The following is a 14,714-nucleotide window of genomic DNA, read 5'->3' as shown; positions in this document are numbered from 1 at the left end:
CGGGTGGTTCGCGCTGAGCCCGGTGGCGTGGTGAATGGTTGGCGCCCCGTCGAGGTCGGGGCGACGGGTGCGGCTACTGGGCGCGCAGGATCAGGCCGTGGCCATTGGGGTTGCGGACAGTGAGTTCGTCGGAGTCGACGGTGGCCTGGGCGGTGCCGTCGAGGGCGGTCAGGACGGCTTGTTCGACCTCCATGACCTCGGGCGCGCACATCATCTTGGTGGTGGCGACGGTGAAGGCGATATCGGCGCCGTTCGGGGTCTCGGTGATGGCGGCCTGGCCGGTCATGCGGTTGCATCCGGCGAAGCCGGTGAGGGAGCCGTCCTCGGCGATGGTGAAGGTGGGCTGGAGTTCGTCGATCTGCTGCGAGCGGGTCTGGGCGTCGGGGGTGAGTATCGCGGTGACGACCCAGGGAGTGCCGCGCAGTGGGCGGTCGGGCAGCAGGACTTTCTTGTCCATCATGACCACCGTGGTGTTGTTGCCCTCGAGGGTGAGCCGCGCGTCGTCGAGGCGCCAGGTGGGGGAGGCATCGAGCAGGTCGCTGAGCCATTGATCGGCGCCCATCTTGTCGCCGGGACAGGCCATGAGCGTGCTGGCCAGACCCGACACCGTGAGGGTGTCGCCGTCGAGGGTGACGGCGCCGTTGTGGGTATTGCAGCCCGCGGACGCGGAGACCCGGTCGTCGGCGAAAGTGAGTGTCAGCGGGCCGCCGCCGGGAATGGGGGTGCCCTCGACCTCGGTGGAGATGTAGGTGTGCCCCATCGGCGTCGGCGCGGGACCGGCCGGTTCCGAATCGTCGTCGTTCGAGCAGGCTGTCGCGGCCGCGAGGGTGAGCAGCAGCGCCGCTGCGAACCGGATCAGGTTTGCCGACATGTTGCGATCCTACCGGCGGGTGGTCGGCCGGTTGCGGATTCGCATTCGGGGGCGCCGTCGGCTCGGCCACTCCGTCGGCGGGTGCTTCGCTCACGTCGGCGGACCGAAAATCAGGTGACGCACAGGACTACTCGGACGTACCGTGTGTTTTCTGTCCGACGGCGGGCAGGAAGGGGAGGAACAGTGTCTGCGGATTCGATGTCCATACTGTGCCGCGTCGGGGACGATCGCTGATGCGACTGTGGACGCTGCAAGCCCCGGAAGTCGTTGCCGCGGTGCGTGACACCGGTGTCTACCGTGCCGAGTGGGATCGCGTGCTGGTGAACTGGCGACCCGCCTATCGCGCCATGGTCGCCGAAATGGAGCATCGGAGGATCCCCTGTCACGGCGCCGCGCCGGTGTGGTGCTGGCCCGGTCGCGCATTACGGCGCGGACGCACCCGTGACACCGCGAACCTGCTGCTCGGGCTCGATCAATGGGCGCATGGCGTGCATCTGATGAAGCTCGATGTCCCTGCCGCATCCACCATGACCACCTCCTACGCCCGATGGAACGACTACCTCGGCGTGACGATGGAATTGCTCCGGGCCGCGGACCGCAACGACGGCCCCGCCTTCCCACCCGACCGCGCGCCCATGGACTGGAGCGCCACCCTCGAATCCGAATACGACAACGCCCAGATCGTGATCCCCGAACTGCGCCGCGAATGGGTGATCCGCACCCGCTACTACGCACCCGACGCCGAGACCGCCGCCCGCATCGCCGCCGACCCCGACCTCACACCCGCGCCTGCTGCGGTGCGTTGACGACGGACTGCTACTCGTACAGGCGCCGACCCGGGCATCGCACCCACTGCCGTGCATCGACTGTGGTACCGCTGCTCGCATCGCGGCGGCTTGGGTGATCACTCAGGTCCCATCGCAGCCCCGACTAGGCTGACCCGAGTGACCTCCGCCGCGCCGAAACCGCCTTCCACCTGGGCGCCGCTGCGTAATCGGGTGTATCGGGCGTTGTGGATCGCGCAGTTGGTGTCGAATCTGGGCACCTGGATGCAGACGGTGGGGGCGCAGTGGATTCTGGTCGATCAGCCGAATGCGGCGGCGTTGGTGGCGTTCGTGCAGACGGCGACCACGTTGCCGGTGATGCTGCTGTCGATTCCGTCGGGTGTGATCGCGGATCTGGTGGATCGGCGCAGATTGCTGCTCGGTGCGCAGACCACCATGGCGCTGCTGGCGGCCACACTCGCGGTGACGACGGCCACCGGGCACACCACACCGGCGGTCCTGCTGACCCTGCTGTTCCTGCTGGGCTGCGGTCAGGCGCTCACCGCGCCCGCCTGGCAGGCGATCCAGCCCGAACTGGTGCCGCGCGAACAGATTCCGTCGGTGGCCGCACTCGGCAGTATGAGCATGAACATCGGGCGCGCGGTGGGTCCGGCGATCGCGGGTGTGCTGGTGTCGTTGTCCGGGCCGACGCTGGTGTTCACTCTCAACGCGCTGTCCTTCGGTGCCATCGTCGCCGCGCTGATCCTGTGGCGGCGCCCGCCTGCCGACCGGTCGCTGCCCAGCGAACGCCCACTGGCCGCCTTACAGGCGGGTACCCGGTTCATCCGCGCCGCACCGGCGATCCGGCGGGTGCTGCTGCGCTCGATTCTGTTCATCGCCCCCGGTAGCGCGCTGTGGGCATTGCTGCCGGTCGTCGCGCGCGACGGCCTCGGCCTCGGCTCGTCGGGATACGGCCTGATGCTCGGCGCACTCGGGGTCGGCGCGGTGCTCGGCGCGTTCGCGCTGTCGCGGGTGCGTGCACTGCTCACCCCGACCCGGCAGCTGGGAATCGCGGCGGTGATATTCGGCGTGGCGACCGTGGGCGCTGCGCTGCTGGATGCGGTGATACCGGTCCTATTGCTGCTGGTATGCGCGGGTTTCGCCTGGTTGCTCGCCCTGTCCACCATGAACGCGACGATGCAGCTGCTGTTGCCCGGATGGGTGCGGGCGCGTGGGCTGTCGGTGTACATGCTGGTGTTCATGGGCGGTCAGGCCATCGGCTCGCTGGTGTGGGGCCTGGTGGCGGGCGCGTTCGGGGTGGTGACGGCGCTGCTGGCCGCGGCTGCGCTGCTCGGCTGCTGCGCGCTGAGCACCCTGTGGCTGCCGATCCGCCACGACGCCGACGCGCTCGATCTCACGCCGTCGGCGTTCTGGCCGGAACCGCAGCTGGTGGAGGAACCCTCACCGGCCGACGGGCCGGTCATGGTGCTCCGCCCCTACGATGTGCCGCCAGAACAGGTCGAGGAATTCCTGGCGGCGATGGTGTTCGTCGGCCGGTCCAGGCAGCGCACCGGCGCCATGGAATGGCGGCTCTACCGTGACGTCGGCGTAGTCGACCGGTACGTGGAGGCGTTCGTGGTGCGGTCCTGGTCGGAGCATATGCAGCAGCATCAGGTGCGGCTGACCGCGCAGGATCAGCTCAGGGAAAGCGCCGTCGCCCGGTTCGCCAGCGGTGACGAGACCACGATCACCCACCTGGTCGCGGTGGCCCCGCGCTGACCTGATTCGGTCGCATCCGCCCCGTCCGCATAGACTGTCGGCCATGCGGATGTTCCTGGATATCCTCCTGATCATCACCAGCGTGCTGCTGGTGCTGCTGGTGCTGCTGCACCGCGCCAAGGGTGGAGGTCTGTCCAGCCTGTTCGGCGGAGGTGTGCAGTCCAGCCTGTCCGGCTCGACGGTCGTGGAGAAGAACCTGACCCGCGTCACCATCTTCGCCGGAGCCATCTGGCTGATCGCCATCCTCGGCATCGGCCTGGAGATCAAGTACTCCTGATCGGCCCTGGCGGTTCACGCTGACACCCGGCCGTCGCCATCCCGATAGCGCTGGCCCACCGCCATCGAGTCGTCCGGCCGCGCGTCGGCACCCAGCCGTCCGCCGCGCCGATTCTGCGGCTTGCTACGGACAGTCAGCGCAAGTTGCCCCAGCTGCCAGCTCCGAATCGTCGACCTGGCACCCACGCCGCCGGACTGTGCCTGGCCGGATCTCGCCCCCATGATCCACGGGTGGTCGATACGGTGTCCGAGACGACCACCGCCACATCCTGGGCCCCGCCCGATCGCGAGCGTCCCGTCATCACCTGCATGAACCTCGATGATCGGATCGAGTCGGCGGCGGCCGGTTGCCCGGAGCCGGTCGGCGGCACTGAGTGGCGAACCCGTCAGCGCTGTTCGGCCACCTGCGATGACGCGAGCCCATCGTCGGCGATCAGCGCACGACCGAACGCGCGATGCGGAAACCGACATCGTCCAGACGCAGCGTGGGATGGCTACGCCGCCGGACCGAGGCGCGGCAGCTCCAGTGTTCATCGAACCACCCGCCGCCGCGCAGCACCCGATAGCTGCCGTACACGTCCGGGTCGTACAGGTCCCAGCACCATTCCCAGACCGTGCCGAGCAGGTCGTGCAGCCCCCACGCATTAGGCTGCTTTGTCCCCACCTCGTGTACGTGGTCTGCGGAATTTCCTCGATACCAGGCGATCTCGTCGAGTTCGCCGTAGCGGGGGCCGGCGGTGCCCGCCCGGCACGCGTGCTCCCACTCGGCCTCGGTCGGCAATCGATACCCGTCGGCCGTCGTGAGCCATTCGACCTCGTCGTCGGCATCGACACGGTAGGCGGGCGTCATCCCGGCGTGTTCGGACAGGACGTTGCAGAAACGAATCGCCTCGATCCACGAAACGCTGTCAGCGGGCAACCGGTCGCCTCCGACGTCCGCCCGATGGCCGGTGACGTCGGCATACAACGATCGAGTGACCGGCACGACGGCCAGCTGATACGCGCCGACCTCGACCGACCAGCTGCGCTGCGTCCGCCGATCCGACAACCGCACCTGCCCCGGCGGTATCTCGATCAACTCGACCCCCGGACGAGTCCTCACAACGGTCGACCCTACTGACTCCGGAGTCGGGGGCGCACCGAGGCTGGTGGTCGCTGCGTGATCAGTGCTCCTCGACGCGCGGTACGCGACCGTCGATATCGGTGAATCCGTACTCCTCGGCGAGGTCGGCAACACGCCACGGGCGACCCGTGCGGCGCTGCCGGTCGGGGTCGGCGGCCAGCGCCGCGACCGCCCGGCCCGGGAAACGCGGTGTCTCGGCGGTGTTGAGGTCGAAGGTACCCACGCCGGGCAATGTGACCACCCGGTTGCCGTCGGCGTCGGCGGGAACCATTTGCAGCAGCTCGGTATTCACGATGCCCGGCCACAGCGATACCACCGTGACGCCCGCCTCCGCGATTTCCTCGGCCATATCCGCGGTCATCCGATCCACCGCGGCCTTGGCGACGCCGTAGACGACATTGTGCCGATGCCGACCGGCGCCGGGTGAGGAGATATTGACGATCAGCCCCTGAGTCTCCCGCAGCAGCGGTGCGGCGAACACACTCGCCGCGTAATGCGAGCGCACGCCGATATCGAAGCTCTCGTCCCAGGCCGAAGGCGGCACCTCCCAGAAGGGTTTGCCCAACCAGGGGACCGAGGCGGGGGAGTTGTAGACATTGTTCACCAGCACATCGAGCCTGCCCTGCTCATCGCGCACCCTCTCGAACAGGCGCCGCACCGCGTCGTCGTCGCGGTGATCGCAGATATAGGGGATGCCGGTGCCGCCGAGCGCGTCGATCTCGGTGGCGGTCTCGTGCACTGTGCCGGGCAGGTGTCCGGGCGTGGTGGTCCGTCCGGTGACGTACACCGTCGCACCCGCCGCACCGAGTTCGAGCGCGATGCCCTTGCCGATACCACGACTGGCTCCGGTGACCACCGCGACGCGGCCGGTCAGTACTGGAGGTATTCCGCTCACGATCCCGGGACATTACCGTGAAACTGAAACGTGTTCCACTCCTGGGAGGTAGTCATGGAAGTGACCCATCGGTTCGTCGCGGCGAACGGTGTGCGGCTGCACGTCGCCGAGCAGGGGGAGGGGTACCCGGTGGTGTTCTGCCACGGCTTCCCGCACACCTGGTTCGTCTGGCATCACCAGATGGCAGCCGTGGCGCAGGCCGGGTTCCGCGCTGTGGCGCCGGATATGCGTGGATACGGGCGCAGCGATGTTCCCGGCGAGGTGGACGCCTACACGAACGAGGCGGTGATCGGTGATCTGCTCGCCCTCCTCGACGATCTCGGCGCGGAACAGGCGGTCTTCGTCGGCCTGGATTTCGGTGCCGCACTGCTGTGGGAACTGGCGTTGCGGGCGCCGCAGCGGGTGCGCGGTCTGGTGATCCTGAACAACCCGTTCACACCGCGCCCGCCACGCATGCCCTCGCAGCTGTGGGCGCGGATGGCGGAGAAGCACTTCCTGCACCTGGAGTATTTTCGGGAGCCCGGTATCGCCGATGCCGCGCTGGCGGCTCGTCCGCGGGAATTCCTGTCCCGGGTGTACTACGCGCTCAGCGGCGACTACCACTACCTCGACACCTGGCGGAACCCGCCGGGCATCGGCTACCTCGATGCGCTCCCGGAAGCGCCCCCGCTGCCGTGGACCTGGCTGTCGACCGACGAATTCGACACTCTCGCCACCGAATTCGAACGCACCGGCTTCGCTGGTGGGCTGAGCTGGTACCGCGCCATCGACCGCAACTGGGAACTCACCGCCGATTACGCCGGTGTCGCCGTGACCGTCCCGGTGTATTTCGTCTACGGCGAGAACGACCCCGATATGGAGGGTTTCAGCGGCCGCGACCCGCTCGATACCATGCGCGCCCATGTCACCGATCTCCGCACGGTCGAAAAGATCGACGGCGCGGGGCATCTCGTGCAGTTGGAGCGTGCCGAAGCGGTGAACACCTTCCTGCTCGGGAGTGTCGCGCACCTGGGTGTGGTGGGGGCGTTCGCCGGGAATCGGGTGGATTCGGTGTAGGCGACCCCGCGGAACTGCTCGGGTGGGGTGGCCGGGCCGCGCCGTATCGTCAGGCGTGACCGTTGACTACGGGTGCACACCACGGCCCAGCGGCGCGCACTCGGGTGTCGAGCGCGCTCCGGCCGGGCCGTCGAGGGGTGTGCAGGTTCATCAGCATGGTGCGTTTGCCGACATCGGATGCCGCTACCAGTACTGGACCCGTGTCCCGTCGGTGTCCGCGATAAAAATGACCGCGTCGGCGCCGTCGAGATCTGCCGGGGCCAGCGGGATGTGACCGGGGACGATCGGTGCGCCCGCGCCGATCGATGGGTCGAGTGCGGTGCGTGGGGCCGGTGCCGGGAACAGCGCGCGGCGGGTGGTCGCCTCCGCGAGCACTCCTTGGAGGGTGTCCGGCTCGCTGTGTGGGTTGGCGTCGGTCGCGACGAATGCATAGCGCGCGCCGAGGGTGAGTCGGACCAGCGCACCGGCGCTACCCCAACCGACTTCGTCCGCGCCGATCGTCATCGTGGACACCGCGGGCTGGAGGTGGACGTTGTGCGCGAACACCAGACTCGGCCCTCGGTGCTGCTCCGCGGCGATGATCGCGTGCAGGTTCTCGGCCATCATCTCGGCGCGCACGCTGAGCAGTTGTGCGATGCGGTCGGGCGCGGAACTCGCCATGGCAGCGTGATAGCGCAGCAGGCCCTGCGCTGTGCGCGCGTGAGCGAGGGCGCGGTCGTAGCCGGTCGGGTCCTCGCGGCGAAGGCCGGGTGCGGCGCGACGCAGTGCACTGGCGAGGTCGTCGGCGACGATGCGCAGGTCGCGAGCACGATCCGAGGCGCCGATGGAGGCCGTCGGATCGTAGAGCGCTGCCTGGTCGGTCCAGTCGGCGTCGTCGCCGAGCAATGCCTCCAGATCGCGCACCGATGCCGGGCGCTGGGCCGCGGGCAGGTAGTCGGCGACCATGCGGAGTGCTGGTCGCGGGCTCGGTATATCGGATTGATCGCCCGGCGAGTCGAAACCGTAGAAACGCACCCGATCCTGCAGAGCGCGCCCGGCATTGTGTTCGCGGAGCCATGCGACGAGTTCGCGGTTGCCGGGGACGGCGCCGAAGCTGTGGCTGAACCCGGTCGCCAGCACCGTATCGATCTCACCGGCACCTCCGTTCACGTAATCGTCGACCACGGAGGCGGCGAAGAAGTCGGTCTCCAGCACGATCGACCGGAACCCGCGCTCGACCAGGTATCCGAGGATTTCGTTGCGTAGCAGTGGGAACGCGGCGATTCCATGGGTCGGTTCGCCGAGTGCGAGCACGGTCAGCGGCTCGGTGCGCGCGGCGAGCAGTTCATCGATGACCCGGCCCAGGGTCTGCGTGTCGTCGAGTTGGCGGCCGATCTCGCGCAAGGATGTGGCAGTGGACATGCAAAGACCTCTCTCGGAAGGAACTACCTTCGACAGTATCGTTGAAGGTTCGAGTGAAACTTCCACGAGAATCACCTGCCTTTCGTGGCCGAAAGCTTCAAACGGAGGTGCGCGCTGCGACCCATCGACCTCGCCCGTGAACACGGATTGTCCGCCCAGGCGGTCCGCAACTATGACGAGGCGGGCGTCCTCCCGCCGACCGACCGCAGCGAGACCGGATACCGCCGCTACACCCCACTGCACGCGCAGGCTCTGCGCGCCTTCCTCGCCTTGCGCGGTGGGCACGGCCATCAGCGGGCCATAGCCATCATGCGCGCGACCCACCGTGGCGACACCGACTCCGCCTATCGGCTCATCGACGCCGCACACGTCGCGCTGCTCGCCGAACGCGACACCCGCACCGAGGTCGCCGCGGCCCTCGGCGCCCTCTCGGTCGCGACACCGTCTGCTTCCGGCCGGCCGCTGACCGTCGGCGAACTCGCGCGCCGCATCGGCGTGCACCCGGCGACGTTGCGCACCTGGGAGGCCGAGGGCATCCTGCGCCCCGAACGCGATCGGGCGACGGGCTATCGCGTGTACGGACCCGACTGCGTGCGTGACGCCGAGATCGCACGTCAATTGCGGCAGGGCGGATATCAGCTGTCGCAGGTGGCCCAGTTTCTCGATCAGCTGCGCGAGGCGGGAGGTGCGCAAGCGCTGGCCGTCTTCCTCGACGCATGGCAGGACCGGCTGTCTCGCCGCAGCCGCAATCTTCTCGCGGGCGCGGCTCAGCTCGACAGCTACCTCGTCATGCTCGAGTCCGCCCAGTCGGGTTTCCCGGCTGTCGAAGGAGCCGATCGCCGTCAGTAGATTCCCGGGTCGTGCCTGTGCACGGCAGTGGGGGCGGTGCCACGACCACTACAGGCGGTAGGTGCGCGGCGGTGGCACCACCGCTGTTCACGGCGAGTGAGCAGCGACGGCACCGACTCATCGAACTCTCTGGCCGTCGACCACCATCGACGGCTCGGAGCTGCTCGACGGCCCGTTGATCACGGAGTAGTCTTCCTATCATATACGGCACCGTATGGATGGAGCATCGACATGACACTTCCCCCGGGCCAACGCGCCGTCGACGGATTTCCGCGCTTCGGTACCCACCTCCACCACCCACCGCCGGATATCCCCGCCGACCCCGTGATCGAGATCGCCGGACCTCTCACCGAGCCGATTACTCTGCCCGTGGCCGACCTGGAAACCCTTCCACGGCACGAGGTGCGCGCCGACTTCCATTGCGTCGCAGGCTGGTCGGCCACCGACCTGCGGTGGGAAGGTGTCTCCTTCGCGACCATCTATCGCACGCTCGTCCAACCGCTGCTCGAGCCGGGAGCGTCGATCAGCCACGTCGTATTCGAAGGCCTCGACGGCTTCCGATCCATCGTGCTCCTCGACGATGCCACCGCCGCCGACGTCCTCATCGCCGACCACCTCGACGGCCACCCCCTCGACAGCGACCACGGCGCCCCCGTCCGCTTGGTCAGCCCCCACCAATACGGCTTCATCAACACAAAACACCTCTGCCGCATCGAATTCCACACCACCGAACCCCCCATCCCCGACCGCTGGTCCCCCCTCGCCGCACATCCACGGGCAAGAGTCTGGGAAGAGGAGCGCCAGCGCTATCTCCCCGGCCGCGTGGTGCGCCCGATCTACCGGTCGCTGATCGGGCCGATCCGCAGACTCAGTGCCCGAGGTAGTCGCGAATCGCACTGATTTCGTAGCGGCATCGATAGCCCTCCCGCCACGTCCCCCTGCTGCCGTCCCCATCAACGCGCACCGTGACACGAGCGCGCGTTCGACGTCCAACGTCGACGTGTCGGCGAGTGGCACCTGACAGCGTGGGCTACTCGCGAAATGCCGCAGCCAGGTACCACTCGACGGAGTTGGGGGCGTCGAGGATTCGATGTGTTGGTTGACGAATGTCGGCGGGTACGCGCGGGTCGGATGGTGTCGATTGCTGGCGCCGGTCAGTGGTATTCGCTCGCCAGATCGGTGTAGTCGAGCCAGTGGGGCGTCGGCTGTCCCTCGAGGTAGGCGGTGAAACGGTCGAGTAGGTACTGCCAGCGTGGGCCTACCTCGGTGGTTTGTACCGGGGGTACGTGGCGGCGGACGAGCTCGAGGTTGGTGACCACGCCGACCTGGCTCAGCCGTAGCTCCAGGCCGCTGCCGTTCACGCGGGCGAGCAGCTCGTTCGGGGCAGTGCAGCGTTCGATGTGCACCTTCAACGGTCCCGGTATCGGACCGTCGAGAGGGTCGATGACGAGATCGGTGCCCGTACCCGTGACAGCGCCGAACCAGCGCACGATCTGACGGGGTTCGGTGCAGGCCGCCCACACCTCGAGCACCGGGTGACGGAAAGAGCGTAGATAGTGCAGAAGTACCAGGTCGTCGGGGTGATCGTGCTCCGGTCGTACCTCGCCGAGCATCGATATCGTCGTCATGGGCGTACCTCCTGCGGTTCGCTGTCCTTGTTCAGGGTATTTCCCGCGTGCCGGGTGCGAATCCCGAATCGGCGCAATCGGATAGGTCCGGATACCGTGCGGTGGACCGCACCCGAGTCGGCCAGGGGTGCCGCCGAACCTCGGTAGGCACGGGGTCTGTTCGGTGACGCGGATGCCTGGGTGCTGATCAGCGGGGTTGTGCGGTCCCGCCGGTGACGAGGCGGATGGCCGCAGCCTCGATCGCCGGTTCGGACAGCAGGACCGTCGTGGCGGCGGGGCCGAGGGGAACGAAACTATCGGCGCTGGTGACTCTGGCCAGCTGCCCGGTGAATCCGGCATCGACCAGCGCGGTGACCACCGATTCCGAGACACCACCGCTGCGGCGGGTCTCATCGGCGACGAGGACGCGGCCGGTTTCGGCGTGATGGAGCAGGTCGTCGAGGGGGAGCGGGGTCAGCCAGCGCAGATCGAGCACACGGGCGTCGATCCCGCGTGCGGCGAGCCGACGGGCCACGCGCAAGCTCATCGGCACCCCATTGCCGAAGGTGACGATGGTGAGGTCGGTGCCATCGCCGTAGATCCTGGCCCGGCCGATCGGCGCATGCTCGGCGGGGGTGGCCGGTGCCAGCCACCCCTCGTCATCGGGTTCGTGCAGGTCACGGGTGTGGTACAGGGCGATCGGCTCGACGATCACGCATACTCGCCCGTCCACCCGAGCGGCGGATACGCAAGTGCGCAACAGTGCGGCGGCATCGTCGGCGCGTGCGGGCACGGCGACGACGAGACCGGGGATATCGCGCAGCGCGGCCAGGGAATTGTCATTGTGGAAATGACCGCCGAAACCCTTCTGATACGCCAGCCCCGCGATGCGCACCACCATCGGATTGCGGTAGCGCCCCTCGGAGAAGAACGGCAATGTCGCCGCCTCGCCGCGCAGTTGATCGAGCGCGTTGTGCACGTAGGCCAGGTACTGGATCTCGGGAATCGGCACGAACCCGGCGAGGCCCGCACCCAGCGCCGTACCCAGCACGCTCTGCTCGTCCAGCAAGGTGTCGAACACCCGCCGCGCACCGAATTCCTTGCCCAATCCCTTCGTGACCCCGTACACCCCGCCCTTGCGGCCCACATCCTCACCGAACACGAGAACGTCGCGATCGCGCGCCAACAATGCACGCAGCGTCTGGTTGATGCTCTGTGCCAGCGTGACCGGAACCGGTTCGGGTGCACTCGACGACCCGGAACCGTGCGACCAGCTTTGCCGCCCAACGGTTTCCGGCAGACCGGCCGGGGACGCGGACGATCCGGTGAGCGAGTTCGTGTCGGCGACGGGTCCGGGGGACGAAGAGCGTGTGCCCCGCAGGACATCGGCCCGCACGCGGTCTGGATTCGCCGGAGCAAGCGAGGCCGTCACCTCCTCCGCCGAGGTGAGTTTCGGTGCGTCCGAGAGCTGCTCTGCCACCTCGGCGACACGCTCGCCGATCGCGTCGTACCGAGCCAGAACCTCCTGCGGGGTACAGACTCCGGCGGTGATCAACAGGTGAGCGGTCGCGGCGACCGGATCGCGGGACAGATCGGTGGCGATCGCGGAAGCATCCCGGTAGGCCGATTCGACATCCGAACCGGCATGGCCGAGGAGGCGGACCGTGCGCAGCCGCAGCAACGCCGGAGCGCGGTGGGCGCGCACCCACCGCACGGCGTCGGACGCGGCGGCGAGGGCGTCGAGCAGATCGCAGCCGTCGGCGGTGAAATAACGCAGGCCGGGCCGCCGACCGTACGCGGTGGCGATCCAATCGGGTGGGGTCGGCACACTGATCCCGATACCGTTGTCCTCGCAGACGAACAGGATCGGCATCGGTACGCCGAGATGCGCGGTATGGACGGCGGTATTGATCGCGCCCGTCGCGGTGGAATGATTGGCGGACGCGTCACCGAAGGTGCACAGCACCACCGCGTCCGGCGGCCATTCCCGAGGTACCCCGAGCCGCACACCACGATCGAGGGCGAACGCCAACCCCACCGCCCGCGGCAGATGCGAGGCGATGGTGGACGTCTGCGGAATGATCCCCGCGGCCTTGCTCCCGAACACCTTGTGCCGACCGCCGGAAATCGGATCAGCTGCCGCCGCAACAACACCCAGCAGCACCGCACGCACCGGATCCAGCCCACCGACCTGCCGTTCCCGCTGGACGAACAGCGCCCCCGACCGGTAATGCAGCAACGCCGGATCACCCACCCGCGTCGCCGCCGCGAGCACCACATTCCCCTCATGCCCCGACGACCCGATGCTGTAGAAACCCCGCCCCGCCCGCCCCAACCGCCGCGCCGCCAGATCCAACTGCCGGCTCGTCACCTGGGATTCGAAGAGTTCGAGACACACCGCCCCACTCACCCCGGCCGCCACCAGCACATCGGATCGCCGGGCAGCACCCGCCGCCGCCACAGCCGCACGGAACCGCCGATCGAGCTGCTGCTCACTCATCACGGGCGCTCGCGGACCCAGAACATGCCCGCCAGCCTACGACCCATGGACGTCCGGTCCGCCACGCCGCGCTGACCACTCCGGTGAACCTCACGGTGACATTCGCCGAGTTGCGGAGCCGGTTACCGCGCCGATACCGACGTCCCCTACCTCGGGCGGGCGTCGTTCGGGGCTGCCTCGGTCGGGCTGGACGAGAGTATTATTCTCCCTGTTCAAGCCGCCCCACGACGCGGAAGTGACCTGCCGGAGGGCAGGGCTGTCCGGCGGTCGGTTCCGCTAGTGGTCGTCGACTGGTCCGCACCCGGTGGAAGGCAACGATCATGGGCATCGCAGCGAGCATGCGTGAGTATCTCGACGAACAGCACGTCACCTATGACGTGAGCGAGCACGACAGAACCCCTACCTCGGCAAGAACCGCGCAGGTCAGCCATATACGCGGTCGAGAGCTCGCGAAAGGGGTCGTGCTGAAGAAGAACGGTGATTACATGCTGGCCGTGCTTCCGGCGAATCGGCTCCTCGACCTGGTCGAAGCCGGTTCGGTCGTCGGCGAATCGGTACGGCTCGCCTCCGAGGACGAGGCCGCCGCACTGTTCCCGGACTGCGCGACCGGCGCCATCCCGGTGATGGCGGAGCCGTATCGGGTGCCCTGCGTGGTCGACGACCACCTCGGCAACCGGGACGACATCTACTTCGAAGGCGGCGACCACGGCACCCTCGTCCATATGGCGGGCGCGGAGTTCGACCGGCTGATGTCGCACTTCCCTCACGGCAACCTCACCCTGTAGACCAGACCCGCGCAGATGCGGGCGAGGTGAAGCTGAGTGCCGAGGATCGGGCGTGCGGGCACCCGCGTGGCGGCATGGTGCCTGTGCGGAGCCCGCACGCCCTGGCACGGAATCAGTCCTCGTGCAGCTCCAGGCGCACGCCGAACTCCTCGATCAGAACACGGGCCTGCTCGTCGGTCGCGAGCACAAAGATGCTTTCGCCCGACTGCTCTTGTTCGACGGCCAGGAAGGTTCTGCCATTGCCTGGGTCGAGTCTGGACATCTGGTCCCAGATGCCCATCTGGTCCATTCCGTCCCCATCGTGCCGCATCAACCATTCGAAGACCTCGCCATTGCAGACGAATCGCAGCACATCAAGCTCGTCCGAGTCGGTGGTCAAGGTGACATCACCAATGGTCATGGCGCCACCGCTGCACGTCGCCGCGTCTTCCAACATGCTGGCGTAGGCGCTTTCCAGATCCTCGACACCTTCGGCGTACACCGAGATCGCCACTCCGAAATCGGTCAATGCGTAGGACAACTCCTCGTTGTCCAGCTCCTCGTGCTGCCGGTCGACGGCGTCGGCGAGAACTTCTTGTGCGGTGTCGTGAGAGATCATGCCGAGCGAGACCAGTCGCTCGGCCAGGTTGGCAAATGTCGGCGCGTGTGTAGCTGTCACATCCGCACTTCTACGGTGCAGATGTAGCCATCGCAAGCAGGGCACTCCCCACGAACGGCAATCCGGCTCTGCGGTACCGACCTGCGGGTGAACCGCATATCGACTGGTTACGGGCGGGCCTCCGCGAGCCGTATCGAAAGCCGGAACAGC

Annotated in this window: 14 protein-coding genes; 7 read left to right on the top strand and 7 right to left on the bottom strand. The window is 67.8% G+C overall.

The window, feature by feature from the left end; all coding sequences use genetic code 11:
* Positions 1 to 73 precede the first annotated feature (73 nt).
* The gene (locus QH168_RS24565) at positions 74 to 871 is read right to left on the bottom strand and encodes an META domain-containing protein (RefSeq protein WP_280468039.1); all 798 of its coding nucleotides are present in this window, start codon (positions 869 to 871) and stop codon (positions 74 to 76) included.
* Between the two features lie 233 nt (positions 872 to 1,104).
* Here QH168_RS24565 and QH168_RS24560 point away from each other — a divergent pair, with 233 nt between their 5' ends.
* The 3 genes from QH168_RS24560 to secG all read left to right on the top strand — a co-directional run bounded on the left by QH168_RS24560 (position 1,105) and on the right by secG (position 3,691).
* Complete coding sequence (locus QH168_RS24560; protein ID WP_280468038.1) at positions 1,105 to 1,677, top strand: hypothetical protein; 573 nt, start codon at positions 1,105 to 1,107, stop codon at positions 1,675 to 1,677.
* A gap of 138 nt (positions 1,678 to 1,815) precedes the next feature.
* On the top strand, positions 1,816 to 3,414 hold the full coding sequence (locus QH168_RS24555) for an MFS transporter (protein ID WP_280468036.1): 1,599 nt from the start codon (positions 1,816 to 1,818) through the stop codon (positions 3,412 to 3,414).
* A 43-nt stretch (positions 3,415 to 3,457) separates the two neighbouring features.
* Complete coding sequence (gene secG / locus QH168_RS24550; RefSeq protein ID WP_280468034.1) at positions 3,458 to 3,691, top strand: preprotein translocase subunit SecG; 234 nt, start codon at positions 3,458 to 3,460, stop codon at positions 3,689 to 3,691.
* A 432-nt stretch (positions 3,692 to 4,123) separates the two neighbouring features.
* Here secG and QH168_RS24545 read toward each other — a convergent pair whose 3' ends face one another.
* Together QH168_RS24545 and QH168_RS24540 are read right to left on the bottom strand one after the other, a co-directional pair.
* On the bottom strand, positions 4,124 to 4,768 hold the full coding sequence (locus QH168_RS24545; protein ID WP_280468320.1) for a formylglycine-generating enzyme family protein: 645 nt from the start codon (positions 4,766 to 4,768) through the stop codon (positions 4,124 to 4,126).
* Between the two features lie 85 nt (positions 4,769 to 4,853).
* On the bottom strand, positions 4,854 to 5,708 hold the full coding sequence (locus QH168_RS24540) for an SDR family NAD(P)-dependent oxidoreductase (protein WP_280468032.1): 855 nt from the start codon (positions 5,706 to 5,708) through the stop codon (positions 4,854 to 4,856).
* Between the two features lie 54 nt (positions 5,709 to 5,762).
* Here QH168_RS24540 and QH168_RS24535 point away from each other — a divergent pair, with 54 nt between their 5' ends.
* A complete protein-coding gene (locus QH168_RS24535) occupies positions 5,763 to 6,764 on the top strand; it encodes an alpha/beta fold hydrolase (RefSeq protein ID WP_280468031.1) in 1,002 nt (333 codons plus the stop codon).
* Positions 6,765 to 6,947: 183 nt separating this feature from the next.
* On the opposite strand, the gene QH168_RS24530 is transcribed toward QH168_RS24535, so the two are convergent.
* On the bottom strand, positions 6,948 to 8,165 hold the full coding sequence (locus tag QH168_RS24530) for an erythromycin esterase family protein (RefSeq protein WP_280468030.1): 1,218 nt from the start codon (positions 8,163 to 8,165) through the stop codon (positions 6,948 to 6,950).
* 114 nt (positions 8,166 to 8,279) lie between these two features.
* On the opposite strand from QH168_RS24530, the gene QH168_RS24525 reads away from it, so the two are divergent.
* A complete protein-coding gene (locus tag QH168_RS24525; RefSeq protein ID WP_280468318.1) occupies positions 8,280 to 9,014 on the top strand; it encodes a MerR family transcriptional regulator in 735 nt (244 codons plus the stop codon).
* Positions 9,015 to 9,245: 231 nt separating this feature from the next.
* Positions 9,246 to 9,914 carry a molybdopterin-dependent oxidoreductase gene (locus QH168_RS24520; RefSeq protein ID WP_280468029.1) on the top strand — a complete coding sequence of 223 codons (669 nt, stop codon included), beginning with the start codon at positions 9,246 to 9,248 and terminating at the stop codon, positions 9,912 to 9,914.
* 254 nt (positions 9,915 to 10,168) lie between these two features.
* Here QH168_RS24520 and QH168_RS24515 read toward each other — a convergent pair whose 3' ends face one another.
* Together QH168_RS24515 and QH168_RS24510 are read right to left on the bottom strand one after the other, a co-directional pair.
* On the bottom strand, positions 10,169 to 10,642 hold the full coding sequence (locus QH168_RS24515) for a hypothetical protein (RefSeq protein WP_280468028.1): 474 nt from the start codon (positions 10,640 to 10,642) through the stop codon (positions 10,169 to 10,171).
* A 187-nt stretch (positions 10,643 to 10,829) separates the two neighbouring features.
* Entirely contained in the window at positions 10,830 to 13,121 is a 2,292-nt protein-coding gene (locus QH168_RS24510; RefSeq protein ID WP_280468026.1) for a thiamine pyrophosphate-dependent enzyme, read from the bottom strand.
* 320 nt (positions 13,122 to 13,441) lie between these two features.
* On the opposite strand from QH168_RS24510, the gene QH168_RS24505 reads away from it, so the two are divergent.
* A complete protein-coding gene (locus tag QH168_RS24505; RefSeq protein WP_280468025.1) occupies positions 13,442 to 13,906 on the top strand; it encodes an aminoacyl-tRNA deacylase in 465 nt (154 codons plus the stop codon).
* 112 nt (positions 13,907 to 14,018) lie between these two features.
* On the opposite strand, the gene QH168_RS24500 is transcribed toward QH168_RS24505, so the two are convergent.
* Positions 14,019 to 14,600 carry a hypothetical protein gene (locus tag QH168_RS24500; protein ID WP_280468024.1) on the bottom strand — a complete coding sequence of 194 codons (582 nt, stop codon included), beginning with the start codon at positions 14,598 to 14,600 and terminating at the stop codon, positions 14,019 to 14,021.
* Positions 14,601 to 14,714: the final 114 nt, after the last annotated feature.

It is taken from the genome of Nocardia cyriacigeorgica (assembly GCF_029868385.1).
GTDB lineage: Bacteria > Actinomycetota > Actinomycetes > Mycobacteriales > Mycobacteriaceae > Nocardia > Nocardia cyriacigeorgica_F.
Note: the sequence above shows the minus strand (reverse complement) of the source record. Positions and strands in the feature narration are given on the sequence as shown.

Excerpts from the sequence above, each read along its gene's own strand:
- QH168_RS24520 (WP_280468029.1), top strand. The coding sequence starts at position 9,246 with ATGACACTTCCCCCGGGCCAACGCGCCGTCGACGGATTTCCGCGCTTC.
- secG (WP_280468034.1), top strand. The coding sequence starts at position 3,458 with ATGCGGATGTTCCTGGATATCCTCCTGATCATCACCAGCGTGCTGCTG.
- QH168_RS24535 (WP_280468031.1), top strand. The coding sequence starts at position 5,763 with ATGGAAGTGACCCATCGGTTCGTCGCGGCGAACGGTGTGCGGCTGCAC.
- QH168_RS24565 (WP_280468039.1), bottom strand. The coding sequence starts at position 871 with ATGTCGGCAAACCTGATCCGGTTCGCAGCGGCGCTGCTGCTCACCCTC.
- QH168_RS24530 (WP_280468030.1), bottom strand. The coding sequence starts at position 8,165 with ATGTCCACTGCCACATCCTTGCGCGAGATCGGCCGCCAACTCGACGAC.
- QH168_RS24560 (WP_280468038.1), top strand. The coding sequence starts at position 1,105 with ATGCGACTGTGGACGCTGCAAGCCCCGGAAGTCGTTGCCGCGGTGCGT.
- QH168_RS24505 (WP_280468025.1), top strand. The coding sequence starts at position 13,442 with ATGGGCATCGCAGCGAGCATGCGTGAGTATCTCGACGAACAGCACGTC.
- QH168_RS24515 (WP_280468028.1), bottom strand. The coding sequence starts at position 10,642 with ATGACGACGATATCGATGCTCGGCGAGGTACGACCGGAGCACGATCAC.
- QH168_RS24510 (WP_280468026.1), bottom strand. The coding sequence starts at position 13,121 with ATGAGTGAGCAGCAGCTCGATCGGCGGTTCCGTGCGGCTGTGGCGGCG.